The 26,334-nt window shown below is 46.5% G+C and carries 26 protein-coding genes; 14 read left to right on the forward strand and 12 right to left on the reverse strand.

The genetic code is table 11. The features are described 5' to 3' along the window. The 3 genes from Q8J68_RS12080 to Q8J68_RS12090 form a co-directional block, all read left to right on the forward strand. Positions 1-184, forward strand: a 184-nt coding sequence (locus Q8J68_RS12080; RefSeq protein WP_305311768.1) for a DUF655 domain-containing protein, incomplete at its 5' end; no start/stop codon positions are given. Positions 185-200: 16 nt separating this feature from the next. Next, complete coding sequence (rsmA, locus tag Q8J68_RS12085; RefSeq protein WP_305311769.1) at positions 201-1,013, forward strand: 16S rRNA (adenine(1518)-N(6)/adenine(1519)-N(6))-dimethyltransferase RsmA; 813 nt, start codon at positions 201-203, stop codon at positions 1,011-1,013. 1 nt (position 1,014) lies between these two features. Next, positions 1,015-1,620, forward strand: coding sequence for a HemK2/MTQ2 family protein methyltransferase (locus Q8J68_RS12090; RefSeq protein WP_305311770.1), 606 nt, complete (start codon positions 1,015-1,017; stop codon positions 1,618-1,620). 12 nt (positions 1,621-1,632) lie between these two features. Here Q8J68_RS12090 and Q8J68_RS12095 read toward each other — a convergent pair whose 3' ends face one another. Both Q8J68_RS12095 and Q8J68_RS12100 read right to left on the reverse strand, forming a co-directional pair. Next, entirely contained in the window at positions 1,633-2,487 is an 855-nt protein-coding gene (locus tag Q8J68_RS12095) for a 2-oxoacid:ferredoxin oxidoreductase subunit beta (protein ID WP_305311771.1), read from the reverse strand. Beyond that, positions 2,488-4,215: a 2-oxoacid:acceptor oxidoreductase subunit alpha gene (locus Q8J68_RS12100; protein ID WP_305311772.1), complete on the reverse strand. Its 1,728-nt coding sequence runs from the start codon at positions 4,213-4,215 to the stop codon at positions 2,488-2,490. A 433-nt stretch (positions 4,216-4,648) separates the two neighbouring features. Between Q8J68_RS12100 and Q8J68_RS12105 the strand changes: the two genes are divergently transcribed. Both Q8J68_RS12105 and Q8J68_RS12110 read left to right on the forward strand, forming a co-directional pair. After that, positions 4,649-5,446, forward strand: a complete 798-nt coding sequence (locus tag Q8J68_RS12105; protein WP_370867641.1) for an ATPase domain-containing protein — start codon at positions 4,649-4,651, stop codon at positions 5,444-5,446. A gap of 120 nt (positions 5,447-5,566) precedes the next feature. Beyond that, positions 5,567-6,391: a methanogen output domain 1-containing protein gene (locus Q8J68_RS12110; protein ID WP_305311792.1), complete on the forward strand. Its 825-nt coding sequence runs from the start codon at positions 5,567-5,569 to the stop codon at positions 6,389-6,391. Here Q8J68_RS12110 and Q8J68_RS12115 read toward each other — a convergent pair. From Q8J68_RS12115 to Q8J68_RS12125, 3 genes are read right to left on the reverse strand one after another with little or no spacing between them, the layout of a single operon-like run. After that, a complete protein-coding gene (locus tag Q8J68_RS12115; RefSeq protein ID WP_015054670.1) occupies positions 6,388-6,777 on the reverse strand; it encodes an AIR carboxylase family protein in 390 nt (129 codons plus the stop codon). The two genes, Q8J68_RS12110 and Q8J68_RS12115, sit on opposite strands and share 4 nt — an antisense overlap. Positions 6,778-6,786: 9 nt before the next feature. After that, positions 6,787-7,074, reverse strand: a complete 288-nt coding sequence (locus Q8J68_RS12120) for a chorismate mutase (RefSeq protein WP_305311773.1) — start codon at positions 7,072-7,074, stop codon at positions 6,787-6,789. Beyond that, the gene (locus Q8J68_RS12125; protein ID WP_305311774.1) at positions 7,075-7,950 is read right to left on the reverse strand and encodes a shikimate kinase; all 876 of its coding nucleotides are present in this window, start codon (positions 7,948-7,950) and stop codon (positions 7,075-7,077) included. 218 nt (positions 7,951-8,168) lie between these two features. Between Q8J68_RS12125 and Q8J68_RS12130 the strand changes: the two genes are divergently transcribed. Then, complete coding sequence (locus Q8J68_RS12130; RefSeq protein ID WP_305311775.1) at positions 8,169-8,333, forward strand: hypothetical protein; 165 nt, start codon at positions 8,169-8,171, stop codon at positions 8,331-8,333. A 44-nt stretch (positions 8,334-8,377) separates the two neighbouring features. Here the strand turns inward: Q8J68_RS12130 and Q8J68_RS12135 are convergent, their stop codons facing one another. After that, a complete protein-coding gene (locus tag Q8J68_RS12135; protein ID WP_305311776.1) occupies positions 8,378-8,890 on the reverse strand; it encodes a hypothetical protein in 513 nt (170 codons plus the stop codon). Positions 8,891-9,544: 654 nt separating this feature from the next. On the opposite strand from Q8J68_RS12135, the gene Q8J68_RS12140 reads away from it, so the two are divergent. The 7 genes from Q8J68_RS12140 to cfbA all read left to right on the forward strand — a co-directional run bounded on the left by Q8J68_RS12140 (position 9,545) and on the right by cfbA (position 16,204). After that, positions 9,545-10,567, forward strand: a complete 1,023-nt coding sequence (locus Q8J68_RS12140; RefSeq protein WP_305311777.1) for a 4Fe-4S binding protein — start codon at positions 9,545-9,547, stop codon at positions 10,565-10,567. Between the two features lies 1 nt (position 10,568). Beyond that, a complete protein-coding gene (locus Q8J68_RS12145; protein ID WP_305311778.1) occupies positions 10,569-12,326 on the forward strand; it encodes a formylmethanofuran dehydrogenase subunit A in 1,758 nt (585 codons plus the stop codon). A 5-nt stretch (positions 12,327-12,331) separates the two neighbouring features. Further along, complete coding sequence (locus Q8J68_RS12150; protein WP_305311779.1) at positions 12,332-13,141, forward strand: formylmethanofuran dehydrogenase subunit C; 810 nt, start codon at positions 12,332-12,334, stop codon at positions 13,139-13,141. A 10-nt stretch (positions 13,142-13,151) separates the two neighbouring features. Next, positions 13,152-13,541 carry a molybdopterin dinucleotide binding domain-containing protein gene (locus Q8J68_RS12155; RefSeq protein ID WP_305311780.1) on the forward strand — a complete coding sequence of 130 codons (390 nt, stop codon included), beginning with the start codon at positions 13,152-13,154 and terminating at the stop codon, positions 13,539-13,541. Between the two features lies 1 nt (position 13,542). Then, positions 13,543-14,856 (forward strand): formylmethanofuran dehydrogenase subunit B, encoded by a 1,314-nt coding sequence (locus Q8J68_RS12160; protein WP_305311781.1) that lies wholly within the window; start codon positions 13,543-13,545, stop codon positions 14,854-14,856. Between the two features lie 13 nt (positions 14,857-14,869). Beyond that, positions 14,870-15,676 (forward strand): formate dehydrogenase accessory sulfurtransferase FdhD, encoded by an 807-nt coding sequence (fdhD, locus tag Q8J68_RS12165; RefSeq protein ID WP_305311782.1) that lies wholly within the window; start codon positions 14,870-14,872, stop codon positions 15,674-15,676. A 132-nt stretch (positions 15,677-15,808) separates the two neighbouring features. Beyond that, the gene (gene cfbA / locus Q8J68_RS12170) at positions 15,809-16,204 is read left to right on the forward strand and encodes a sirohydrochlorin nickelochelatase (protein ID WP_305311783.1); all 396 of its coding nucleotides are present in this window, start codon (positions 15,809-15,811) and stop codon (positions 16,202-16,204) included. Between the two features lie 40 nt (positions 16,205-16,244). Here cfbA and Q8J68_RS12175 read toward each other — a convergent pair whose 3' ends face one another. From Q8J68_RS12175 to Q8J68_RS12195, 5 genes are all read right to left on the reverse strand, one after another. Beyond that, positions 16,245-17,309, reverse strand: coding sequence for a GTP-binding protein (locus Q8J68_RS12175; RefSeq protein WP_305311784.1), 1,065 nt, complete (start codon positions 17,307-17,309; stop codon positions 16,245-16,247). Positions 17,310-17,386: 77 nt separating this feature from the next. Next, on the reverse strand, positions 17,387-18,658 hold the full coding sequence (locus Q8J68_RS12180; protein ID WP_305311785.1) for a GTP-binding protein: 1,272 nt from the start codon (positions 18,656-18,658) through the stop codon (positions 17,387-17,389). Positions 18,659-19,120: 462 nt separating this feature from the next. Beyond that, positions 19,121-20,038 carry a radical SAM protein gene (locus Q8J68_RS12185; RefSeq protein WP_305311786.1) on the reverse strand — a complete coding sequence of 306 codons (918 nt, stop codon included), beginning with the start codon at positions 20,036-20,038 and terminating at the stop codon, positions 19,121-19,123. A 488-nt stretch (positions 20,039-20,526) separates the two neighbouring features. Beyond that, entirely contained in the window at positions 20,527-21,225 is a 699-nt protein-coding gene (locus tag Q8J68_RS12190) for a DUF169 domain-containing protein (protein WP_305311787.1), read from the reverse strand. Between the two features lie 292 nt (positions 21,226-21,517). Next, entirely contained in the window at positions 21,518-22,201 is a 684-nt protein-coding gene (locus Q8J68_RS12195) for a DUF169 domain-containing protein (RefSeq protein WP_305311788.1), read from the reverse strand. Positions 22,202-22,431: 230 nt separating this feature from the next. On the opposite strand from Q8J68_RS12195, the gene Q8J68_RS12200 reads away from it, so the two are divergent. Beyond that, positions 22,432-24,459, forward strand: a complete 2,028-nt coding sequence (locus tag Q8J68_RS12200) for a hypothetical protein (RefSeq protein ID WP_305311789.1) — start codon at positions 22,432-22,434, stop codon at positions 24,457-24,459. A gap of 98 nt (positions 24,460-24,557) precedes the next feature. Here Q8J68_RS12200 and Q8J68_RS12205 read toward each other — a convergent pair. Further along, a partial coding sequence (locus tag Q8J68_RS12205; protein WP_305311790.1) for an ATP-dependent Clp protease ATP-binding subunit occupies positions 24,558-26,334 on the reverse strand: 1,777 nt, incomplete at its 5' end.

The following is a 26,334-nucleotide window of genomic DNA, read 5'->3' on the forward strand; positions in this document are numbered from 1 at the left end:
TATGTGGGCTATAATAGACGAAAGGAAAAAAGGCGTGTTCAAGAGCCTTGAGGACCTCCACACCAGAGTCGGAGGAGTGCACTCACCCCAGAAAGTCATATCCAACAGGATAATTGAAGAACTTAGGGATGAGAACATTAAGTACAGGCTGTTCACCATACCTCCCAAACGTCCAAAAGAATAAGCAAGGTGTTCTTTTCTTGGTCCACAATATTCTCAGGAAATATGGTATACGTGGCGGTGACCACGACCAGCATTTCCTTGTGGACGAGCGTATACTCGACAGGATAGTCGATGCTGCAGATATCCAGCCCCATGAAACCATACTGGAGATAGGGGCCGGGATAGGCAACCTTACTGAACGTCTCATGAAGCGCGCCGGGAAAGTTATTGCAATCGAGCGAGATCCGGTTCTTGTGGATGTGCTTCTGGACCGCTTTGGAGAGAACGGCAAACTTGAGATCATTGCGGGAGATGTTCTTGAAGTTGAATTCCCGCCTTTTGATAAAGTAGTTTCTAACCTTCCCTATTCCATCTCATCGGAGATAACCTTCAAGCTCTTCAGACATGAGTTCGAACTGGGGATCCTTATGTACCAGTACGAATTCGCACAAAGGATGGTAGCCCATGCAAACTCAGGGGATTATAGCAGGCTATCGGTCAACACATATTATTTTGCAGATACATCCATAATCATGGAGATTCCGCGCGGCGCTTTTTCACCGCCTCCGGAAGTGCTCTCTGCAGTCGTAAGAGTTAAGCCCAGACCATCACCCTTTAAAGTTGATGACAGGAAATATTACCTTGACTTCGTTACAGCTGTCTTCGGCCAGAGACGCAAGAAGATCCGCAACTCAATAATAAGGAGCAAACAGCTTCTTGGAATCGATGACATAAAAGATTTCATCGGCAAGCTTCCAACAGAAATGCTTGACAAAAGGCCGGAGAACCTGGAACCGGAAGAGCTTGCACATCTTGCAAACCTGCTTTACAGACGCAGGCAACAGGGATAGCATGGCCACTATCAGCTACAGGAACGCAACGATAAAGCTGGATGAGAATTCATATGATCCGGCAGAAGATTCTTTTTTGCTTGCCGATGCAGCAGTCGAGCACACAAAGGATGGCTCCCGGGTCCTTGAGATTGGTACAGGCACAGGCTTTGTATCCGCTGTCCTCAGGGCAAACAGGAATGTCAACCTCATTGCAACCGAGATCAACCCTCATGCAGCCTCATGCGCACGTTCCAACGGCATAGAGGTCATCAGGACAGACATGTTTGCCGGACTACGCAAGGGAAATATCTTTGATATTATTATCTTCAATCCTCCATACCTTCCCACATCTGAAGAGGAAAAGGTGCCCGGGTGGCTGAACTACGCTTTTGACGGAGGTATTGATGGCCGTGACGCAATTGGGTCGTTCTTGAACAAAGCTTGCAGTTACCTTGCACCCGGAGGGACAGTCATGTTGCTTATTTCGTCCCTGACAGGCATAGGCGAGGTAAGGAAAGAAATGGAAGGGCAGGGTTTCCAGACCGATATAGTGGCCAGTGCGAGATGTCCCTTTGAAGAACTTGTCGTCGTCAAAGCAAGTATGCACAACTTACATAAAAAATAGAAAAATTGACGGTCACATAAAGCCGTCAATCAGTCCGTTCACTTTTTCTGTCTGCGGCTTATGCCTGATAAGAGGAGCCTCCTTGAGAACCTCGTGATTGTCTTCCAGGACAGGTCTTTCGTTCACATAGAATATGCCAAGAGGTATCCTTTCGCCCCATTCAAGGGATCTTTCAAAGGCTTTCACCCGGTCATTAAGAGGATACTCACCCTCTTCCATTTTATAAACCCTGTTCGAGTACCATTTGAAAGTGTTCAGCTTGTTGAAGGTGACACAGGGCTGCAGGACTTCCACAAGCGAAAGTCCCCTGTGCCGGATGGCCTTGATGAGCAATTCCGTAAGGTGTGATACATCTCCTGCATACCCCCTGCTCACAAAAGAGCATTCCTGAGAGATAGCAAGTGCTATCGGGTTTAAGGGGTTATTGAAAACGCCTTCCCTCTGTATCTTGGAAACCATGCCACGCTCACTGGTCGGAGAGGCCTGCCCTTTGGTGAGGCCGTATATCTGGTTGTCGTGCACAAGTATAGTGATGTCAGGGTTTCTCCTGATAGCATGGATCAGATGGTTGCCTCCTTCCCCGTAACAATCCCCGTCTCCTGCAACAGCAAGCACGGTCAGCTCATGGTTTGAAAGCTTTGCCGCAGTAGCTGGCGGAAGGGTGCGACCGTGAAGCCCATTGAAGAAGTTGCAGTTCAGGTACTGGGGAAGCTTGCCTGCCTGACCGATACCTGAAACCATCAACACCTCGGAAGGAGATTTCCCAAGGTTTGCAAGAGCAGCCTTAAGAGCCTTCAGTATATTGAAATCACCACAGCCAGGGCACCATGCGGTTTCATAATCCCCGTAGTCCTCTACGCTCACCATTCATATCACCCCCTTTTCCCGAAGGGCTGCAATTATGGACGCAGGAGTGAAGGGAAGACCGTCATACCTCAGGATCTTATCAGACATTTCGATACCTGCCTCTGTCCGGAGCAGCCTTGCAAGCTGGCCGGTATAATTATTCTCTACACATATCTTCTTCTTTGACTTTGCCAGTGCCTTATGTATGCTCTCTGCAGGCATTGGGTAGATATAGTTGAAATGCACCAGATTAGCAGAATGACCCTCCTTAGTAAGAATGTCAACCGCCTCAGCCAGCGGTCCGTAAGTGGAACCCCAGCCAATCAGAGTAAGTTTCGCATCACGTGAGCCATATATCTTAGGAGGCTTCATTTCGGTAGCCAGCAACTCAAGTTTCTTCATTCTCTTATCCATCATCCTAATCCGGTTCTGCTGGCTCTCGTCTATGTGCCCGAACTCATCATGTTCATCACTATCAGCGCACACAAGTATCCCTTCCTGGCCGGGAAGCGCCCTTGGAGAGATGCCCCCAGGAGTGAACTTATAGCGCCTGTAATCTCCGTGTTTGGTCCGCAGTTCCTGGTCAGACAGCAGGTGTCTCTCAACAGTGATCTTAGAAGTATCGAATCGCTTGCATGTGAACAAAGAATCAGCAAGGTACTGGTCGCTCATGACAAAAACAGGAATCTGATACTTTTCTGCAATATTGAATGCTTCTGCCATCATGTAAAAACACTCATCAGGAGTACCCGGTGCAAGGATGCATCTGGGGAACTCTCCCTGTGCGGCATGCAATGCAAACAGCAGGTCGCCCTGTTCGGTCATTGTAGGAAGGCCGGTTGCAGGTCCGGGGCGCTGCGCCAGGAAGATGACCACCGGGGTCTCGGTTATCCCGGCAAGTCCAAGGGCCTCGACCATCAGGCAGAACCCGCCCCCGGCTGTAGTGACCATGGAGCGTGCACCGGTAAAGGAAGCACCAAGCGCCATATTGAGCGCTGCTATCTCATCCTCGGCCTGTTCAACTACCACGCCAAACTCGCCGGCATGACTTGCAACATAATTGAGCACGCCTGTGGAAGGTGTCATCGGGTATGCTGACAGGAACTGCACGCCGGCAGCAAGTGCCCCGAGACCTGCGGCTTCATTGCCTGCAATGAGCATCCTTTTCTCCTGTGCCTCCGGCAGGGATACATTGAATTTGCACCCATGTGGATAGTTCTCCCTCACATAATCATAACCGGCCTTAGCTACCTTAAGATTGTTATCAATTATCTCCTGACCTTTTTTCTTAAAGATCGATGTGAGTACTTCATTAAGAGAATCAGGGCTCAGGCACAGCATCCCAATGGCTGCGCCAGCAGCAACGGTATTAGCATATATCTTGTTGCCGCCCACATCCTTTGCTATTTTCAGCATGGGAACATGAAATATAGAATCATGCTCTTTGTCCAGTTCAACTACATCCCTGTCAACTATCACGACCCCGTCTGACATTTCACTAAGATGCCTGTCGATGGAAGTCCGGTCAAGAGCGATAAGTATGTCGACGCCCTCATCCATTGCTGCAAGCTCGGAGTCACTGATCCGTATCTGGAATGTGTTGTGACCTCCCCTTATCCTTGAAAGATAATACTGTGTACTGAAAACATAGAATCCGCTATTGAGGAGGCTCTTGGAAAGCACACTGCCAATAGTGTCCAATCCCTGGCCTGCAGCTCCACCAATCTTTATCGTAAGGTCTAAGTTCATTTAAATCCCCCTGCCATTTTTAATTAATTTCCAGACCATCTTGATGGTCAGAAAAATCCATAAAAGCCCCTCTACTGCATAAAAGGGCTTTACTAGTGTATATTATACCAATGAAATATTAGTCTCTGGCTTTATATCTGTAACTGTCTGCGGGAGGTTTATACATTACATAGAATCAAAAGATATTCTTGATTCCCGGGTAGCCACCGCCCTGCCATATTTATTCATCGTGCTACGAAAAAATTCATGTCAACACCTTTACAAGGCAAATGGTCTTCGAAAAAATAGTACGAATAAACAAATAACATAATAATATCACTCTTTTGTTTGCAGATAGGCCAAAGAGAAGTGCCAGCACTACTTATTTATAAGATACCTACTTATTATTACAAAATAATTATAAATATGAATAGCATATAATAAAGTGGTACAAATGGACAGAATGCCAACTGGGATAGAGAACCTGGATAAAAAGATAGGGGGTGGATACCCCAAAGGTAAAGGGATACTTGTTACAGGTGCTCCGGGAGCAGGTAAAACCATCTTTGGACTTCATTTTCTGAATAAATCCTGTATGGACGGAAATAAATGTATCATGGTTGCGACTGAAGAAACACCAGAGGACCTGCTGGGGCAAGCCGCAATGTTAGGACTTGGTCTGGAGTCATTTATAGAGAAGGGACTTCTTCAGATAAAACCCGTCGTTGAACTGAGGACAAGAGGGATTGCACGTGATGCACAACTGTTGGAAGATTACAGCGATGAGGAAATAGATATCATTGAAGAAACCGGCCTTGACAGGCATTTCAAACTTGACAGGGCTGATTTCAATATTGAAGAAATAGATATTATCGACCTTGTAAGGCTTATTCCGGAGGGTACAGATGTTGCTGTCATTGATAATCTGGGAGTTCTGGCATTTGGGCTGAGTGCCAAGGAGTTCAGGGATAAGTTCGATACCCTTAACCGCCTGCTGGCAAAACAAAAAACCAGTACGCTCTACATCATGGATGAAGCTGCCTATGAGATGACACACAAGATTGCAGACTATTCCACCTACGGAGCGGTCAAATTGTTCGTCAAAGAGAACCCATACACAGGCAATAACGAGCGTTTCCTCAGCATACCCAAAATGCGCAGTACTAAGATCACTCTTGATGTAAGCATTTTTGATATAACTCCTGCAGGAATTAAGCTGAAAGGTTCTAAAAGCAAACTAGTGGAACTTTAGGTATTTTGCTCCATAATAAATAGATATATAAATTAAAATATATAGATATATAAGGTTTATTCGATACCACATTGTTAAGGAGTTGTTGATATTTCCAGCGAGCAGAAGACAAAAATACTCATTGTTGACGACGAGATAATGAATATAGAACTACTCCGGGCTTATTTAGAAGACACATACGAAGTTATTTCCGCAGACAACGGCCATTTAGCGCTGGAAATGGTTAAAAACCAGCGGCCAGATATTATCCTGCTTGATGTTATGATGCCCGATATAAACGGGTATCAGGTATGTGAAAAGCTGAAACTTGATCCTGCAACACAATTCATACCTGTTATAATGGTCACAGCACTTTCAGGAAGGAATGACTGGATCAACGGTATCGAAGCGGGAGCCGATGAGTTCCTGACAAAGCCCGTCAACAAGCTCGAACTCCAGACGAGGATACATTCCCTGTTAAGGATAAAGAACCTTCATGCTGACCTGCTGGCCGAAAAGAACAAGCTTGACCTTCAGAACCGTATACGTTCAGTACTTACACAGATCATTCCCACACTTCTGAGAACACTGCCACCTGAACAAAAGGGCATTGTCATTCACCAGATGATCGATATGGTAGTAGATGCCATTCTGGAGAACACTGCTCCGGAGAACGATTTGGCAGGCTATGAAACAGTAGGAGAGCTCTGCTGCCAGATAATAAACCAGCTCGGAGCTAACTTTGAGGTCGATACTCGCGAGGACAACAAGAACTGCACAATAAAAGGCAATCTCTGCCCATGGGGCAGAGAGGAAGCCAGATCAAACCCCATCCTGTGCACAATCTCAAGAGGGATATTCTCAAGGGTCGCAAACATGAAGGGAGATGACCTGGAAGTTGATGTCGTTGAGACGATGGGGAATGGCGATGAGTGTTGTCTTTTTGAAATAAACAGGCTGGACTAAGGAATAAGGTCCAGTATCCTTATAGCAAGATGAGCTGCGTTGGCACCGTTGTCAACACCCACGCTGGCCACAGGAACTCCCGGAGGCATCTGGGCTATTGAGAGCAATGCATCAAGGCCCATCATCTTTGCGCTAACCGGAACCCCTATTACCGGCTTCTTGGTTTTGGAAGCAATGACACCAGGCAAAGCTGCAGAGAGTCCTGCTATAGCGATGAAGACCTTTGCGTCGCTCTGAGCAATATATTCTTCAAGCTCGACAGGATTACGATGAGCGGATATGACCTGCACATCATAGTTATATTTGCTGTTGTCAAGCACATTGCTTACCCTGTGGGCGATGGCTCTGTCTGATTCAGATCCCATTAGTACTGCTATGTCTACCATGAATAACTCCTAAGGAAGATTTCCTTCACCACTTAGTTCATGCTGGCGTTCTATATTCATACATATAAGAATTTGGAATATCTCTTTTATGGATGATGTATCAAGATTGCGTTCAGTGGCAGCATCGGTAGCTCTTTCCAGTACTACCCGGTTCTGGGCACCGTCATTGATCTGGATACCTTCCTTCTGCTTAGTCCTCAGGACTTTTTCTGCAAGAGCGACCCTTCGATGGATAAGTTCAACTATCTCACGGTCAATCAATGCTATTTCCTCACGTACCTCTGTGATTGCTGTCATTTACTTCACCATCTGGAATTTACTTGCACCACTATTATTGATTTTTGTACTTATCACGTTGCCGCTTATCCCGCATTCTATCCACGCATCCATTAGAATATTTGATGATGTCTTATCAACAAGAGCAACATAAGACGGACCTGTGCCGGAAAGTGTTACACCCCTGACACCTGCCTCCAGTGCACGCATCAAGGGCTCAGTATCAAAACCCAGCGCACTGCAGTATAAGAAACCATTGAGGGTCATGGCCCTTTCGTATTCTCCTTCGAGAGTAAGACCGTAAGCGATATCCACCCAGGGAGCTATCAGTTTTGATCGTTCAACGTTTGTACCGGAGCTGAAAGATTTCTTGTCGGGCGCGAAGATGAGTACATCTGCCTCTCGTTCTTCCCTTTTGATAAGTTCGGTTCTGTGATTGTCAGTAACAACAAAACCCCCGAAAAAGGAGGCACATGCATCATCAAAGGCGCCTGTGATGGTAACGCCGGCATCCTTTGCAGCCCTGACCCCAAGCCTTACAGCCTCAAGAGGTTCCATTTCCTCCCCGATGGCATCCAGCGTTGCCAACACTGCTGCATTGGCTGCTGCACTACTGCTTTTGAGCCCCCTTGCAAGAGGTACTTCACTGCTGGTCCTGACAATACCGCCCATCTTAAGCCCGAAGTGATCCAGTACATAACTGACACATTTTTCGATAAGAGCGGTATCACCGTCCGGCATCCCGTCGATACTTCCCTTTATGTGATCGGTGTTATGAGAGAGCTCCACGTGGGCAAAGGTCTTCAGGTCAATGCCAAAAGCTGCACCCTTCCAGGTCGCAATTGCATTGATGACCGTTCCTGCACCAAGTGAATATGCTTTTCCTTCACAGCTCATGGGAGAACACACCTGCCATGGGAAAAGTTCCGCTCTTCATTCCTAACATGCACCCCTAATAGTATCTATCATATTTAAATGTTATATTTAGATGTTGTATTTTAAGTAACTGAGTGCAGAAAAAGATGGACACAACAGGATACCTTTATTTATCATGGGCAAAAACTCTTACTTAGAGCAATGTAAAAGCTCTAGTAATGTAAAGGAGGAGTGGATAATTGGCATCTTCTGTCAAGTCGTGTAATGTCCTGACTAAGGGACAAAGAGTAAAATGTGAGGAGTGCGGAATCACTTTAGAGGTCGTCGATGAATGCAAAGGATGTCCTGAGGGCTGCAGCATAATATTGAACTGTTGCGGAAAGGACATGAATGTAATTGAATAATAAAGAATAGGCCGAAAAGGCTCCTTTATTAATTTTTTTCAGAGTTAAGCCAGCCGGTCGACCAGACCCAATTCCGCCCTCATATCCAAATATAGTTTTTCATAGACCGACATGACTTCCTGATCAATATCCCTGTTACCTGCTTTGTCCGTGCAATCCCCAGCATACATGAAGCTGAACCTGGAACGGTTAAAACCAGACAACATAGACTCTAGTTCATCGTCACCGTACCCGTAAAGAAGAAGGATACCATCAGAGATATTACCATAGAAACGGATCTTTTCATATATCTCCCTGTTAAGTTTGCAACTCTTCTCATTAAGAGAAACGCTCTGTATAGCTAGGATCACATTGAATCCTTCACTCTTTGTGAGTGGGATCGGGATTGAATCAGCAGATACTGCCTGAACTCTGGTTCCTGCACCCTCGAACGTTTTTTCAAAGTCAGCATCTGCCCCGTTCACAATAACAAGATTTTTTATTGCGCCATCTTTTAGAAGGACTTGCGCAATCTCTTTTTTGAATAATTCGCAGCCTATTATACTTAATAATGGCATATATCATTACTCCTGTATTTTTCATAAGTGAGGCTATCGGGGCAAGCACTTTTCCTGGAAGATGCAGATGCAAACTGATCATGTCCGGAATATAAGAAATCATGTATGCCATGTGCACCACGTTTGGATCCTGCTTGTAGCCCATGACTACCCCATAAGAAAGGGGGTTAGAAGTAGTATAAATAATCATCGTGGACTTTTCATCTCAAATTTATATAAGGAAGTCTAAGTCCAGTATAAAATAAATATCAAATAAATACCGAATAAATATAAAATAATACTGGCGTAATTGATCATATCACCCCCGGATCAGTCGCAGATGCAAACGATACTTTTATAACAAATAGGTGTTACTATATTTACAATTCCAGGAGCCCAAAGGCTTCCGGGATTGTGAATTATCGACATGGTAATCGAAGATGAATATTACACAGGTAAACCAGTATCTTTCTTTAACACTGTTTGAGAAGATCCCGGCTTACCCTGAAAATGGCGTATTCATGCCACAAACGCAATAAGTTGTGCTTGATTATGGGAATTTCCAGTGGACGCATATATTGGACTCTGCCATGAATTTTGAGGCTTTGTGTCCACCAACCGAAACAACCTTACAAAGCATGTGGAGTCAAAAGGCAGGATTACGGAGAAAATGAGATGAGCGAATTAGTGTTTGGAGTAAAAGACGACAAGCAACTCGTATACATTCCCGAAAAATGTATTGGTTGTGGAACGTGCGCAATGGCATGTCCTAAAGGTTCATTGGTAATAGGTTCAGTTGGAGCTGTCGCCAGAGGGCTTATAGACAAGGATTTCCTGGAAAACAGATCAGAACTCTGCATTTTGTGCGGGATATGTGCCAAGACTTGCCCGACAGGCGCACTTGAACTGAGACAGGCCGGCAAAGCGGTAAATGACAAGAGCTACATTAGCGTGGCACTCAAAGAGACAACTGTAGACGAAGAAAAGTGTGTGCATTGTGGCCACTGTGAGCAGATCTGCCCGCAGGCCTGCATTGAAGTAAAGCAATGGCTAGCAGATGATGGCAGCGCACGTGTTGAGGGAGAGACACAAATCGATAATGAGTGCTGTGTCCACTGTGGATGGTGCATGGAGGTATGTCCTGTAGATGCTATCACCGTTGAGAAACCATTCGAGGGTACCTGGCACAGGGACGAGGCTACATGTACTGCATGCAGGACCTGTGTGGATACCTGCCCGTGCAATGCACTCTTCAATCCTGAATGGGAGGCCGGCGAGAGAGTTGATAAGGTTGCGCAGCGCCCGGACGTATGTATCTATTGTGGCGCCTGTGATGTAGCCTGCCCCGTCAATGCAATTACAGTGATAAAGACAGCCATCGTTCCTGAAGTTGAGAAGAAGGCCCTCCTTGAGAAGAAACTGCTCAACAAGGAAGCACCAAGGCCGACACTTACATCAGAACTTGTTACGGATGAAGGAGCCTGCCTGGGATGCGGTAACTGTGTCATCGTCTGTCCTGTTAACGCAACTGATGCGGACGTCGGTGCCGGCTACCTTAATGAGGTTGACAGCAAGAAGCTTCTTGAGATAAGGAACGGTGTTGTCAATGTGGTCGATCAGGAACTCTGCGGCTCCTGCGGTGCCTGCGCTATGATATGCCCGGTCGATGCAATTAAATTAGTAGTAAGGGAGGTATAAAATGGCTGGAACTATAGCAATCAAAAACGGTCATGTCTTCGATCCCCTCAATGAGATCAAAGGGGACAGAATGGACATTTATATCAGGAACGGGAAGGTCGTAACAGAACTCTCCGCAGCCGAGCTCAAGGATGCCAAGGAGATCGATGCATCCGGCAAGACAGTAATGCCCGGCGGAGTCGATTCCCACTCACACGTAGCAGGTGCCAAGGTCAACGTCGGCAGGATGATGAGGCCGGAGGACCACTACAAGTTCTACCAGAAGAAGACACCACTTACGCACTCCGGATGCGGGTACAGTGTTCCTTCTGTATACCTTGGAGGATACGAGTATTCCAAGATGGGATATACAACTGTCTTTGAGGCAGCTGTCCCTCCGATGGAAGCCCGTCACACCCATGAGGAAATGCGCTCCACCCCTATGATCGACATGGGTGGATATCTGGTACTGGGCAACAACTGGTTCCTGATGAGATACCTGAAAGAAGGGGACATCGAAAAGGCTGCAGCTTACATTGCCTGGATGATGAGGACCCACAAGACCTATGGTATAAAGTGTGTCAACCCTGCCGGTGTTGAGAACTGGGGATGGGGCGAGAATGTTAATTCCCTTGACCAGGCGAACATTCACTTTGAGGTCACACCTGAAGATATCATCAAGGGTCTTACAGAACTGAATGAAATGCTGGGCTTCTCAATGCCTTTACACCTGCATGCAAACAACCTCGGGCACCCTGGCTGCTGGGAGATCACAAGGGACTCCCTCAAGATACCAAAGAGTATAAAAGCCAAACCCAAAGACCCCAATGTTGAGTGGGCTGAGACAAAGGTAAATCCAAAAAGACACGAATCCGTGTACCTTACGCACTGCCAGTTCAACGCTTTCGGCGGAACATCCTGGAGAGACTTCGAGTCCGGTGTTAAGGGAATCACTGACTACGTCAACAGCCATGAACATGTCGTAATGGACAGCGGCTGTGTCCCATTCGGTGACGCCACAGTGATGACCGGTGACGGGCCTGCAATCCATGACCTTTATGTGCTTACCGGCAACAAGTGGTCCAACACTGATGTCGAGTGTGAGTGCGGCTCAGGAGTACTGCCTTTCACCTACCTTAAGAGCAATCCTGTACACAGCGTACAATGGGCAATGGGCCTTGAGGTACTGCTCTACGTCAAGGATGCATGGAAGAGTATCATGACTACCGACAGCCCCAACGGCGGACCATTCATAAAGTACCCGCAGGTCATCGCCTGGCTCATGTCCAACAAGGCAAGACAGGATACCCTGAACGAGTGCCACAAGTGGGCAAATGACAGGGCAGGCCTGGCTAGCGAGACCAGGGAAATGACACTCAACGAGATAGCTATAGTCACCCGTGCAAACGCTGCAAGGACCATAGGCCTTTCACACAGCAAGGGTTCCCTCGGCATCGGAGCTGATGGGGATGTAGCCATTTACGACATCAACCCTGCAAAACTTGAGGTCAGCGATTATGAGAGCATTATCAGGGCCTTTGAGAATGCAGCATATACTGTAAAGGGAGGAGAAGTAGTGTGCCAGAAGGGAGAGATAGTAGCAATCCCTGAGAAGAAGACGTACTACACCGACATAACAGTGAATGCTGAAGAAGAAAAGAAAATGATAGATGACGTTAAGAACTGGTTCAAGTACTATACAATAGGTTTCAGCAACTACCCGACACCTGAGAAGTACCTTGCAAACCCGACCCCCATCAAGATAGATGCAGAGGTGTGAATCCAATGGCAGAAGTAATTCTTAAACCGACAGGTAACTTCGACCTGACAGTAGAGGCAGAAGTGGTCACACCCGACAACTTTGCCGGAAAGAGCGCGCAAGATATAGGAAAGTTACTTGTATGGCAGGGTCCGAAGCAATTCCCGATCTCAGACTTTTTTGAGGTCAGGGGTAATGGAGGAAGCTCCGCACAGGACACTACCATCGTCATCGACGGAGATGTCATCAGAGTAAAGCGCATAGGAGAAGGTATGACTGCTGGCAAGATCCGGGTAAAGGGTTCAACCGGTATGCACACAGGAACCGCTATGATTGGCGGCGAGATCCTTGTAGAAGGAAACACCGACTCATGGCCTGGAATGGAAATGAAAGGAGGTCTCCTGCACATTACAGGGAACGCACTGGACCATGTAGGATCCGCATACCGCGGAAGCTGGCGTGGTATGACCGGCGGGCGCATCGTTATTGATGGCAACGCAGGTAACCAGGTAGGCGGCGGCATGAGCGGAGGAGAGATCATCGTTGGCGGCAATGTCGATAATTTCTGCGGCACCCGTATAAACGGCGGCCTTATCGCTGTAAAGGGCAATGCCATCAGGACCGTGGGAGCAGAGATGACCGGTGGCACGCTCGTTATAGGAGGCACCATCGACAAGTTCACCCCGGGATTCATGCAGACAGCAGTGGAATCGGACCTCAAGTTCAATGACATCGAATGTCCAGGGAAATACAAGAAGTTCGCAGGGGATTACGCCATTCCGCAGAAGGGAAAGGGCGTGCTGTACGTATCCGCGCAGAACAACGAGGATCTGTGAGTTGATTTTCATGCAAGCATTACTCAATACAGGAAGTACTATAGAAGAAGGCAGGCTTGCCAAGGGAGGCGACAAGTATTCTGCCGCCTACACAAAGGAATGCGCAGTCTGCTGGATGTGTGCTCGGGATCATGAAGCACTCGGGCGCCCTGAGAAAGTGAAGGTTACAACCAGGGATGGTGGGCACTCCATTGCAGTCTACACAAAAGTGACAGAGTCTGTAAGATGCGGTCATGTGTTCATCCCAAGGTCCATCTGGGCCAACATCGTGGTAGAGCCAGGCACCTTCTCGACCGGCTCCCCGCTTTACAAGGGAAGTCCTGTCACGATTGCACCTACAGATGAAGAGGTACTCAGCGCCGAGGAAGTTGTCCTGAAGCTGTACATGGGAGGCGAATAAAATGGTCTATAAGAACATTATCTGCCCCGTCTGCGGAGGCTCATGTGACGATATCCAGGTGGAATTCAAGGACGGAAAGATAGACGTCCAGAACGCATGTAAGATGGGTAACGCCAAGTTCCAGGAAGTCGTGAGCTCACACAGGATAATGAAGCCCACTGTCAGAGAGAACGGCAAGGTAAAGGAAGCAAGCTGGGAGGAAGCACTTGATAAAGCAGCAGATATCCTGGTCAATGCAAAGAAGCCACTCTTCTTCCTTGGAAGCGAAACATCCTGCGAAGCCCAGGAAGTGGGACTGCACATCGCCGAATATCTTGGCGGAATGGCAGACTCAAATGCAACCATCTGCCACGGACCGACAGTCATGGGCATCCAGGAAGCGGGCTGTGTGGGAGCCACTGCAGGTCAGGCAAAGAACAGGGCCGATGTTATCATCTACTGGGGAGTGAATGCACTCGAATCCATGCCAAGACACATGTCAAGGTACGGTGTATTCCCCAGAGGATACTGGACAAAGAGAGGAAGGTTCGACAGGACAATTGTCACGGTCGACCCAAGGGTCACGCCAACTGCTGCAGCTTCGGATATGCACATACAGCTTAACCCAAACAGTGACTACGAACTCCTGAGCGCTATGTTCACGATCCTCAACGGAAAGGAACCACACCACTCGGTCGAAGAGATAACAGGGATCCCGATCGCTGTGATGAAACAGACCGTTGAGATGATGAAAGAGGCAAAGTATGTCGGTATCTTCGTAGGACTTGGTGTTTCTTCATCATACGGAAAACACAGGAATATCGAGATCGCCCTGAACATGGTCAAGGAACTCAACAACTACACCAAGTGTAACCTTGGTGCGTTGAGAGGCCACTGTAACGTGGCAGGATTCAACCAGCTTGCATCCTATCTCTACGGTTACCCCTTCGGTATCGATTTCACAAAGGGATACCCAAGGTACAACCCCGGAGAGACGACAATGGTGGACCTGCTCAGGGAGAAGGACGTCGATGCTGCATTTGTGATGTGCGCAGACCTTGTCAACCACATACCTGCAGACAGCGCAAAATATCTGGCTAACATACCCATGGTCTGCATGGATATCGCACCATGCCCCACAACAACTGCAGCAGACGTGGTCCTGCCCGGCGTTATTGACGCCATGGAATGTGACGGTACTTTCTACAGGCTGGACAACGTGCCGGTTCACTTCGAGCCGTTCACAGAATCCCCGTTCCCTGAAACAAAGAGCAACGAAGAAACACTCAAGATGCTCTTTGAGAAGATAAAGGCAAAAAAGGAAGCAGCTAAGTGAAAAAGGTGTTCACATGGGAACAGGAAGACCCGTGAAGGCTTCCGCGGATGAGGAAGATTTTTCCTCTTCTTTTTATGTCCCCATGAAATGCCTGGAGATCACTGACAAGTGCAAGCAATACTTAGATGTGGATGTCATTGTTGAGGAAAGGTTTGACCTTTTTGTCAATATGACCCACATAACTACTTTTTTTGCAAGCCCCGTGGAACTGGAAGAGCTTGCTCTGGGATTTCTGGTCTGTGAGGGTTTCATCAGGCCCTGTACAAACGCAGAACCCATAAGAGTAACATCAGACTCCATCTTCTGTGAGATAGATATCGATACAGAAGAACTTGCAACCCTGACACATCAACAGAGATGCGGAACCACTTCCTACCGCAAAGACTCTACCCCCTTTATCGTCTCCGATGTCAGCTTCAGCAAAGAAGCCATCTTCAATTCCGTGGAGCAACTCAAGGAAAAAGGGAAAGCCTGGCACAGGACCGGAGGAGCGCACACGTCCATGGTCTGTAATAACAAAGGAGAGGTGCTTTTCTTCTGCGAGGACGTGGGAAGGGCATGCTCCGTGGATAAGGTTGTGGGCAAGGCCCTGATGAATGGCACTGACCTCTCCAAGTGCTCCCTGGTGACCACCGGCAGGCTTGCATCCACAATGATTTCCAAGGCGATAAATGCAGGATTTCCCCTTGTTGCAAGCAAGGGTGCCACTGTACGTGAGGCTGTGGAGCTTGCGAAGAAGGCGGGGATCACGCTGGTGGCTTTTGTACGAAGGCCGAACATGTATGTGTATAGCAGTGAGCAGAGGATTGTTATTGAATGAGGGTTTGCCTTGGAAATATCAGACAGTTACTCTCAAAAGCAAAAGAGTTATATTGAATCAATATAAAGTAAAGTCGCTTTTGGTAGCACTTTTTATTTACTTTATATTACTTGTTTGAAATTAGGTGATAAAATGACTGAAAAGATGGGAATCCTAACAATAGGCCATGGCAGCAGGCTGCCTTACAACAACCAGGTAGTTTCTGAGATCGCTGACATGATAGCAAAAAAGCATCCTGAGTATATTGTCAAGTCCGGTTTTATGGAAATGAGCACACCTTCCGTTGAAGAGGCCTTATTATCCTTTTCAGGCACCGGCGTGACAAAAATAGCTGCAGTCCCGGTGTTCCTTGCATCCGGCGTGCACATAACCAAGGATATCCCGGAGATCCTTAAACTGGACCCTGAAACCAAGCAGGGAAAAGTCAAACTCGATGGAAAGGATGTAGCAATAGTATATGGAAAGCCCCTTGGAAGTGACGAACTAATTGCAGAGCTCATCTTCAAGAGAGCACAGGAAGTCCTTTAAAGCTGTGTTCTCACACAGCTTCTTCTTGAATTGATGAAAGCTAGGCGCTTATGCCAAGCCCGCCCGACTTGGCAAATACCGAGCCTTCTACGATATCTGCAAGGTCGTCCCGTGCGATATCAGTGACTGCAGCAAATACAGTGAATTTACTTTTCTCTGCGCCATTGGTGCTGATAAGTTCCACTTCGGGATCGTCCCTGAAAGATGTCACACTTACCCTCAATGATACTGCTTCAGTCTGCAGGAACATTTTAAGATGGCCCAGGAACGCAGGGTTCAGCCTTATCACGCCGCTCTTGATGGAACGCATCACGTCCAAGGCAAGGTTTGTAGCAGCTTCCTTATCCAGAGAGCTGTTTATGTCGTATGATTCGGCATAACTGCTTACATTGAAATGATCGAAATCATCATCCCCACCAACTGCACATGAACCTCCTGAGGAGGTATCAAAAGAATCCTGCGCTTTGCCATTTTTAACCCTTAAGTAGGGCACTACATCCTGTAATTCAGCTTCCAGTATATCCATCAGGTTCAGGAACAATCCATCTTCCTCTTTCAGTGACAATGAAAAAAGCCGTGCATCCGGGTTCATTTCCTTAATAGTGGCAGTTATGCCAGAGAGTTTCTCCGGCTCTATCAGGTCCTTCTTGTTCAGCAGGATAATACCCGCATCTTTGGTCTGTTTCACAATGGAATCCTTGGAGTGTTTCATGATCACATCGAACTTGCTGCCGTCAAGGATAGAGATGATAGAGCCCATGCTTACTTCAGGCCCAAAATCCATTTTCTCGATCTGCTCTTTGATCCTTTGGGGAAAGGCCACACCAGTAGGCTCTATCAGAAGAATGTCAGGGTCGTACTGTGCCTGAACCAGGGCAATGTTTGCCTCAAGAGCATACCGCAGGGTACAGCAAATGCACCCTCTTGGCATCTCCTTGGATTCCAGCCCGTTCTCGCTTATGACCTTTCCGTCCACACCCACGTCACCGACATCATTGACAAGCACAGATACACTATAGCCCTTGTTTTTGAAATATCTGCCAATCTTAATAACGGAAGTTGTCTTACCGCTGCCCAGAAAACCGCTAAGGAGGAATATTTTCATGAAGATGCACCCTATAAGTCTGTATTATCTTTACTTAGTAACCTGGAGATATCGAAAAAAGGAGGTAGAAGAAGGACTTACAGATGGCAAGTACCTTCACTATCGGAATTTACCAGATCGTGATCATAGATGTCATCCAGCACTTCCTGCTCCTGGGGAAGTTTGTGGGGATGTTCGTGATGATGATCATGATTTTCATCGTGGTCGTGGTTGTCGTGGTAATCATGGTCGTGATCATGATCTTGCGGCCCATGCAACCGTTGGGAGAGCATGTTGTTTCTGCTAAAAACAGTCTTGACACTCTCATCGACCAGTTTGATAAGCCCGTCTTCCCCCATACCCGATACTGCAGTCAATATCTTGAAACGAGGGGCATTTCCTGATGCCGTCCTTATAATATCAAGCACAGGATCCTCGGCATAGGAAGTTATACTTATCTTTACAGTCTCGCGGGGAGACTCCAGGAACATCTTGATGTGACCTACAAACTCCGGACTAGTCTGCATTATTGCAGATTTTACTGCTGCTGCAATGTCCATTGCTATTGATATTGCTTTTTCGCTACCAATATCCTCTTCCAGTATCCTGTAATCGTTGGCATAGGATGCGAGCCCTGAAGAGCGGCTGTCGTAGTGGGTGTGCCCTCCCGGAGAATTTAACACAGGAAGTGCAATTTCGGATGAAAATGAATTTGCAGGAGTTGCAGTAGCGTCTGCATGAGTGCGATCAGGCGCGTCCTTAATTATTGCAGAAGGAGCTATCAGATTCATCATCTCATAGAAACCTTCATCTTCCTTTTTCGAGGACATCTTCAGGACTTTAGCCTTGCGATTTAACTGCTGCACTGATTCTTCAAGTATAGGGACACGGATAGGGTCTATCAGGTCCACTTTATTGATCACAAGGATCTCTGCATCTTCTATCTGCCTTACAGCATAGTTCTTTACGGACTTCATTATATCCTTGAAACGACTTCCGTCTATAAGAGTTACAAGAGGAGCCACTTTTATAGATTCTCCGAAGTTCATCAGTTCAAGATTCTGTTTTATTACATTTGGAAAAGCGATTCCTGAAGGCTCCACTATAATGAAATCGGGATTATACGAGTTACGAAGTTCTGTCAGCGTGGCTTTCATATTAAGCTTGAGCGTGCAGCAGATACAGCCGTTAGTTATCTCCTTGGTATCCAGCCCATATTTGGAGATGACATCACCATCAATTCCAACCTCGCCTACCTCGTTAACTATTATCGCTACACTATGACCTCTCTCAGCCAGAGATTTACCTACATTGATCACAGTCGTTGTCTTTCCGCTACCTAAGAAGCCACCAATCACAATCGCATCCATCTGAAATCCTCCACAATAGAGATATACAGAATACTAACTGTTCATAATATATAAGTTTATGTAAGTTTTTGGTATTATACCAAATTAGTATTAAAAGAACACATACTCATCTTGCACTAATTATCGCTATCAGATGAATTCTAAAAATGAAAAACATATATGAAAAAACAAGACACATGAGTAATCTTTGCATAGGCCTCAATTTGAACAACCGGAAAAGCAATTATCTAAATATATTACAAGCTAATAGATACTGATTACTTTACATTAGAATAAAAATCACACTGTAACAATATTTGAATATATGCCAAGTTTGAAAAAAGTAAAAAGAATAAGAACCATAGGTAAAAAGAGCAGCAATAAAAACCAAGTACCAATCAAGCTTGTTGAGGGTACGGAAGAGAGCTTCCAACAGACTTCCCTATAACAGTAGTCATTGCCACTTATAATGATGAGTCCAGCTCAGACTGCCCGGTAATAATGTCCACTTTCTGATTCCACACAAACTATACTGTTGGAAGATAACAGTTCTTCAATGATAGGAGTAAGTTCCTCATTTTCAATCCCAATAGATGCACATATCTGCTTAAAAGTGCAGGGTCGTCTGAGGACAAGGTCATATACTTCTTCTTCAACATTGATATGCTTCATGCTTGAACGTTTTCTTTCGAGACCTTTTAAAACCAGTTTTACCCGGTCCCTTCCAAACTCCTCATCAAATCGGCGTGCTATCTCCTTGAGTCTCATCTCCGGTACAGGAATTACAAAGTCCTCTGCAGGGGGCCTGCTGACAGTGAGTATTTCAATCTCATCGGGGTCGATTATTTTAAGAACCTCTATCAACCTCGCTATTTCCCCGTCCGTGCTGTTCACCGGATAACCTGCTGAAGAATCGAGAAGCATCACTTCAATACCAAGCCTAGGGCGTTCTTTCATACACATTATAGCCTTTAAGCCGTTTATGATACTCTCGAGTCCTATACCTGCAGCAGGCCTGTTGATCGCCTTGAAGGTCTCTTCATAACCAGATACAAGGGTAGCTATCACAAGATCTGCCTCGGCAAGGTTTAATCTAACATCCTCCGATGACACCCGGGAAGAATTGGTCAATACGCAGACTGGATGCTTACTGATTGTCCTTATTCCCCTGATCATTTCCCCAAGTCCCGGATTCAATGTGGGCTCACACGTACCGGAAAAAGTAATATAGTCAAGATCTTCGATATTCTTATGATAGGATCTTATGCCTTCAACAACCTCCTCAGGAGCCACCAGACCCTCTATCCTCCCCTGGCCTGATATCTTAATCCACATGCCCAAGCTGGCAATAGACACAATCGAAATTGCAATTCTTCTTTGCGCCGGGATTACGGATGACATCAATCCCCAGGGATCTCCCCAATCTTCTTGAAAGAATGGGACCATAGATTATTCTTGATTTCATTTCTTTACCGCCATCGTTCCATAATGAACCGCTGCGAAACCAGCCAATCAGACTTCCCTAAATAACCCACTTTACTTACAAGAAAGGAAAAGGCCATGCTTCCATGGGTATTTTTGTTTCCTGGGACTTTGCGTTGCATTCACAACTGGTCTGTATGCTACCGAGATACCCATTTGAACTCTATATACACATTACCCTGGAGAATTTGCAACTTCAGGCTTTTGGAGAGTATTGCTTTTGTAACCAGATACTGAATCTGCAGATCAAGCCTTTTAACAATATGTTCTCTATCATAGATGACATATAAATAAATTATCCATAAATTATATGTATATGCCCTCTATAGGGTGAAAAAGAAACAACCTTGGTAAGTATTGGGAATCTTATATTAAATCAGGGCAAACTTTTAAGCAAAAAAAGAAAATCATTTGTTCCTCACTTTTTGCATGGGGCCTGAGTATAGCTTTTCCAGAGCCTCCAGCATTTTCTCCATATTAGCATAAGGTATCCCTGCAATCATTTCATCATTCCTGATGTCTGTGGTCCTGCGGCATCCGAAACATCCGAGGCTCATGTTCAATTTACCCGTAAGCAAAGGGATGATCGTAGAATCCACACACGTAGCCTGGAAAGCAGCTGTGCTGAAAGCCTGCCTACCCCCTTCGAAGAATGTAGCTGCTGGGACCAGCCAGTAAAGTGTCTCGGGAAGATCCACCAGGATTACTACATCAGGTTCGAACCCGAATCCCTTAAGAGGCCCTACAACCGTAGCGATTACACTACCCTCTTTAAGCTCGGAACGTTGCATGATCATATTTGCCGCAGCATCTGCACAGTCAAACATACCTATGTTTGCATGGAACTCCCCTTCTTTTACTTTGGCAGGTGTTGATACCATGCCCAAGCTTGATGCACCCACTACACATGCATGCTTGTCGGCGGGGAGTAAAAATGATTCTCCTTTCCTTGCCCTCATAATGGACTGGCAATGCCTTATGTTGCTCTCCGGCTTTTCGAATCCTTCCGGAATATTCTCGTCCTTCTTTATTAATTTGACAGCCACAGGTTCGTATTTAAGGCCAAGAATTTTGACAAGTTTTTCAGATATTTCAGCATTATTCATTTTATTATTCCTCCATATATAAAGCACAAAATATCACAACCAATGTGCGCAATTTAAATGCGCAGAACACAGAATTCACATACATCCTAATCATGTTTTCTATAAAGTCCTCCATTTACCAGTATTTACACATTGACTGTCACATTTATCTATTTTTCTAAATGCGGAGCTCTGGGATCCATAAACGTGGATAGTAAAGGACATCCTTGACAGAAGCAGGATATCAAAATCGAAAAAAGACAAGCAGAATTATATACCTGCTTCATCCGGAATAAAGTTGGATATTATATTTTTAATTGAACATTGAACCGGCAGCACTGACCAGTTCAGGCAATCTGGCAACAGGAATGCTAATAATCATTTCTTCATCCACGATCTGCGTATACTTACGGCTCCCACTGCAACCTACCGTCACACCTACTTCTCCTGTAGTATATGGAAGTGCAACACCATCACCGCACAGACTCTGTTTACCTGCAAAACTAGAGTGGATCCTTCCGCCGCTTGTATGAAGTAAAGCCTGGGACAGTTCCATAACATGCCGGGGAGTCGTGACTATGACTACAATGTCCGGTATGAATGTTGCCTGTTCCAATGGAGCGTACATGATGGACTTGACAGAAAATGGTGTTACATAAGGCACTTTTTCCATGGTCTTTCTCGCAGCTTCAATGTTGCCAAAGTGGTTAAGGTGGAAGTAGAACTCGCCGTTCTTCAGCTTCTCCCCCATTTCGCTCATGCCCATGACAGCAGCCCCACCCTTACACTGATGGTCATCCAGAGTAGTATAGAATGCAGAGCCAGTTCTCCTTACATTGTCTACCATCTGGCAATGCCTGGTTGATTCACCAATCTTTTCCATGCCTTGAGGAATGTCGTTCTCATCAGCAGCAAGCCCGACTGCGACAGGAGAGGTCTTCAGGTTTAATATCTCTTTAAGCTCACGTCCAAATTTGTTAATTTCTTTAAGTTCCATTTTGTTCGATCTCCATGTAGAAATTATCCAGACAGATTTTTAATAGGGATGTGTGAAAAACATCCACAACTGTGATATCAGTCTATAAAAACCTTTCTGGAAAGGCAGTAAACCATCTTCCTCAAATTATCAATTATTTTAAAAATAGGCAGGTTTATATTTTTAGAAGTTAATAAAATATTAACAGCACATTCAACAACCATTATAAAACATTCAACGGAGGAAAAAACATGGGATGGTTTGATGTTGTTGCAGGTATTGCGACAGGTGGATTATATACCATAGGAAAAGCTGCCTATCAGGCAGGCAATGCAGTAGAATCTGCAGGCGATGCCGCAGAAGAAGCAGGACTTGCAATTGCAGTCATCGGTTCAACGATCGAGACATTAGGAGAGCAGCTAATATCCACTCTGAAAGAAGCGGAAGAGCTCCTGACTATCAACAGGCTGACACCACGAAGCGAGGCAGACCTGTGGGACGAAGAGAAATCAAGGCTTAATGCCCTAAAGCAGGAAAAAACGAAGGTAGAGAACGAACTTAAGGCTCTTGGAGTCAGCAACCCTTCAAGTTTCAGCTTCAACTTCTGGGACATTGTATCGAACATGGACTTGGTGATCAAACAGTTCCAGCTTCTTGCCAGGCTTGCAGCAGTCAATAAGGAGATACAGAACATATTCTATCAGGAGCCAGGGGTGCTGACAACCGGCATATACAACGCAAAAGAATCACTCGAGCGTTTCAACACTATAGAGCAGCCCATGATCGAAGATATCCTGGCTTCCCTGGATGATAACTTTGAAGTTAGCGAGGAGATACTCCGTGAGATAAAAAAGCTCTTTGTGACCACAACGAAAGTATCGATTCCGGTCACTGAGCAGAGCGAGTCTCTCAAAAACAAGCTTGAAGCCCTTATGGTCGACAAACAATATTATAACAAACTGCTGACAAGAAAGGATATTCTCACATCCAGAATGGCGGATGTGATCCGCGTCCACCCGGAAAATGTATTCCAGATAGAGATAGACTCTATCAGGGTCCCAAAAGAGAACATCTATGAATCAGATATTCTTGACAGTGTTATGAATATTGGTAACGTCATCGACAGCACCATCAATCAGGAACATATCAAGGATGAACTCATCAATGCAGGAAACATCAAAGATGATATAACCAATGTCATTAACATAAAAGACGAAGCCAGCGTCGTTAACGTAAAGGACGACATGACCACGGTGGTAAATATAAAAGATGAAGCAGTGGCCATCAGAACAGTCCGGGACGATTCCATAAATGCAGGCACCATCATCGGGAAAGATGCCACATTAGAAACAGGTGTCATTAGGGAAGCCGGAAATATCGTCAAAGTTGATAGAGTATCAGGCTCAACTGCAGGATCGGGCATAAGATCTGCTGCCGGTAAAGACAGTCTCATCGCGGCTGTCAGGGCCGATAGTGCTATTGTAAGCGCATTTGAAGAAGGAGATACCCTTACAGCGAAGGATGCCAGCGTAAGCCTAAGAGCCCTTTCCGCGGCCGCAGCTGTCGCAACAGGGACTGCAGCGTCCAACTCCAATACCTACATGCATTCCTCAATGCAGCCACACGGCGCCAGGATATCCGCATCCCTTAGTACCAAGTTCGATGGCTATCAGCGCAACTATGATTCCATGAAGGCGCAGAAGGCGTTCTACGCCAGGCAGGCCCAGAAGCTGGATAAAAAATATGAGAAACTGGCAAATAAATGGGTAGAGGTTCCCGGCGTTATCCCCGGGACACTTGAAGAACTCCACGAGGTTCTGAAACGCGTAAGAACGGAAGAGCAGCCACGCATAGACATATTACTTGATAACCTCAACGCAGAGGTCCCCAGAACACTAGAGGAACTACATGGTGTGCTCCAGGTTGTCAGGACAGAAGAGCAGCCACGTATCGACGCACTGCTTGACAATCTCAACACCGGCGTGCCAGGTACGCTTGAAGAATTGAACGCTGTGTTGCGGACGGTCAGGACAGAAGAACAACCAAGGATAGACCTGTTACTTGACAATCTCAATGAAAACCTGACAGAATCAAAAGAGGCAATTACAAAAGCAAATGAAACCATGGAATCAGTACAGAAAGCCCTTTCACTCCTTGATTCGGGTTCAAAACTGAATACAAACATGATAAAGATAGGCGCCACGGTAGTAGGTGGACTTGTCGTCCTTAACCTCTTTGTCGGCTTGATAGTCCTTATCAGGATGGCATTGGGGCTGTAATACAGTCAGGGTTTAAGACTTAAACAAGAGCAGGATGGAGTCATCCTCCCTCCATCCCTTAGTCTTCTTAACGATGCTCTTCTGCTCCGGAACCATTCTTATCCTGCAGCTTCAATGACACTTACCGATATACCCTTACCATCGGAATTCACTGTCACTGTCGAGCCCTCAGGCACCTTACCTGCAACTATGAGTTTGGCGATCTTTGTCTCGACCTCGTTCTGTATGACACGCTTAAGAGGTCTTGCTCCAAAGGTTTGGCTGTAACCTGCCCGACCAAGATAGAGCTTTGCATCTTCTGTGATGTTAAGGGTTATACGCTTCTCCTTCAACCGTTCCTGCAGGTCAGCGACCTTGATGTCAACTATCTGTGCCAGTTCTTCGGGCTTGAGCGTATGGAAGATAACAACCTCATCGATACGGTTGAGGAACTCCGGCCTGAAATACTTGCCAAGCTCCTGCATGGCCCTTATCTGCAGCTCGGCATAGTCAACCTCCTTCCTGCTTTGCGGTTCCGGAAAACCCTGCTCAGGCCTGTAAGTGCCACTGCTGTCACCCAACAGCTGAGTAAGATCGCCTCCGAAAATATTGGAAGTCATCGTTATCAGGGTATTCTTGAAGTCCACAGTACGCCCCTTAGAGTCTGTAAGCCTGCCGTCGTCCAGTATCTGCAGCATGACGTTGAAAACATCCAGATGCGCTTTCTCTATCTCATCGAACAGCACCACAGAGTAAGGCCGCCTGCGCACAGCTTCGGTGAGCTGGCCGCCCTCATCATAGCCGATGTACCCGGGTGGAGCCCCGATGAGGCGCGCAACAGTGTGCTTTTCCATGTACTCCGACATGTCAATGCGTATCATGCTGTTCTCATCGTCGAACAGTTCTGCCGCCAAAGCCTTTACAAGCTCGGTCTTGCCCACGCCCGTAGGCCCCAGGAATATGAAGCTGCCAATTGGACGCTTCGGATCCTTGATACCGGCATAGTTGCGTATTACTGCATCAGACACAGCCTTGACAGCTTCCCCCTGTCCGATGATACGGTTATGCAGGTTATCCTCAAAGTGCATGAGCTTTTCACGCTGGCCTTCCATCAGCCGTGTTATAGGTATGCGGGTCCACTGACTCACTACCTCGGCAATATCCTCCTCTCCTACCTCTTCACTCAGGAGCATGTCACCCTGCATGTCCTTCAGGCGAGTCTCTTCCTGCGTGTACTCTTTCTGAAGAGGGATAAGAGTGCCGTACTTCAGCCTTGATGCAAGCTCAAGATTGCTGTCATTCTCGGCAAGCTCAAGCTGCACCTTGGTATCCTCTATCTGCTGCTTAAGAACATTCAATTTTGAGATTGCCTGCTTTTCCATGTCCCATCTGGCTCTCATGGCATCGGACTCTGCCCTTATATCAGCAAGTTCCTTTTCCAGAGCTTCGAGCCTCTCTTTGGAAGCCTCGTCCTTTTCCTTCTTAAGCGCCTCACGCTCGATCTCAAGCTGCATTATCTTGCGGTCAGCCTCATCAAGCTCGGCAGGCTTGCTGTCGATGGCAGTCCTTTTCTTGGCAGCTGCCTCGTCCACAAGGTCTATTGCCTTGTCAGGCAGGAACCTGTCAGAAATATAACGGCTGCTCATTACAGCGGCTGCGACAAGTGCAGAGTCTTTCAGGCGCACGCCGTGGTGTACCTCATACTTTTCCTTCAGACCGCGAAGTATCGAAATAGTGTCCTCGACAGTGGGCTCTTCCACAAGCACCGGAAGGAAACGGCGTTCCAGGGCAGCATCCTTCTCGATGTACTTGCGGTACTCATTCAGGGTAGTTGCACCTATACAATGCAACTCGCCGCGGGCAAGCATGGGTTTTAGCAGGTTGCCGGCGTCCATT

Origin of the sequence: Methanolobus sp. (assembly GCF_030682845.1) — an archaeon.
In the GTDB taxonomy this organism is placed as follows: domain Archaea; phylum Halobacteriota; class Methanosarcinia; order Methanosarcinales; family Methanosarcinaceae; genus Methanolobus.

Bases quoted from the DNA above. Each gene is read 5' to 3' on its own strand.
- Q8J68_RS12090 (WP_305311770.1), top strand. From the start codon at position 1,015: ATGGCCACTATCAGCTACAGGAACGCAACGATAAAGCTGGATGAGAAT.
- Q8J68_RS12095 (WP_305311771.1), bottom strand. From the start codon at position 2,487: ATGGTGAGCGTAGAGGACTACGGGGATTATGAAACCGCATGGTGCCCT.
- Q8J68_RS12100 (WP_305311772.1), bottom strand. From the start codon at position 4,215: ATGAACTTAGACCTTACGATAAAGATTGGTGGAGCTGCAGGCCAGGGA.
- Q8J68_RS12105 (WP_370867641.1), top strand. From the start codon at position 4,649: ATGGACAGAATGCCAACTGGGATAGAGAACCTGGATAAAAAGATAGGG.
- Q8J68_RS12115 (WP_015054670.1), bottom strand. From the start codon at position 6,777: ATGGTAGACATAGCAGTACTAATGGGATCTGAATCAGACAGAGCCATC.
- Q8J68_RS12120 (WP_305311773.1), bottom strand. From the start codon at position 7,074: ATGACAGCAATCACAGAGGTACGTGAGGAAATAGCATTGATTGACCGT.
- Q8J68_RS12125 (WP_305311774.1), bottom strand. From the start codon at position 7,950: ATGAGCTGTGAAGGAAAAGCATATTCACTTGGTGCAGGAACGGTCATC.
- Q8J68_RS12135 (WP_305311776.1), bottom strand. From the start codon at position 8,890: ATGCCATTATTAAGTATAATAGGCTGCGAATTATTCAAAAAAGAGATT.
- Q8J68_RS12140 (WP_305311777.1), top strand. From the start codon at position 9,545: ATGAGCGAATTAGTGTTTGGAGTAAAAGACGACAAGCAACTCGTATAC.
- Q8J68_RS12145 (WP_305311778.1), top strand. From the start codon at position 10,569: ATGGCTGGAACTATAGCAATCAAAAACGGTCATGTCTTCGATCCCCTC.
- Q8J68_RS12150 (WP_305311779.1), top strand. From the start codon at position 12,332: ATGGCAGAAGTAATTCTTAAACCGACAGGTAACTTCGACCTGACAGTA.
- Q8J68_RS12155 (WP_305311780.1), top strand. From the start codon at position 13,152: ATGCAAGCATTACTCAATACAGGAAGTACTATAGAAGAAGGCAGGCTT.
- Q8J68_RS12160 (WP_305311781.1), top strand. From the start codon at position 13,543: ATGGTCTATAAGAACATTATCTGCCCCGTCTGCGGAGGCTCATGTGAC.
- fdhD (WP_305311782.1), top strand. From the start codon at position 14,870: ATGGGAACAGGAAGACCCGTGAAGGCTTCCGCGGATGAGGAAGATTTT.
- cfbA (WP_305311783.1), top strand. From the start codon at position 15,809: ATGACTGAAAAGATGGGAATCCTAACAATAGGCCATGGCAGCAGGCTG.
- Q8J68_RS12175 (WP_305311784.1), bottom strand. From the start codon at position 17,309: ATGAAAATATTCCTCCTTAGCGGTTTTCTGGGCAGCGGTAAGACAACT.
- Q8J68_RS12180 (WP_305311785.1), bottom strand. From the start codon at position 18,658: ATGGATGCGATTGTGATTGGTGGCTTCTTAGGTAGCGGAAAGACAACG.
- Q8J68_RS12185 (WP_305311786.1), bottom strand. From the start codon at position 20,038: ATGTCATCCGTAATCCCGGCGCAAAGAAGAATTGCAATTTCGATTGTG.
- Q8J68_RS12190 (WP_305311787.1), bottom strand. From the start codon at position 21,225: ATGAATAATGCTGAAATATCTGAAAAACTTGTCAAAATTCTTGGCCTT.
- Q8J68_RS12195 (WP_305311788.1), bottom strand. From the start codon at position 22,201: ATGGAACTTAAAGAAATTAACAAATTTGGACGTGAGCTTAAAGAGATA.
- Q8J68_RS12200 (WP_305311789.1), top strand. From the start codon at position 22,432: ATGGGATGGTTTGATGTTGTTGCAGGTATTGCGACAGGTGGATTATAT.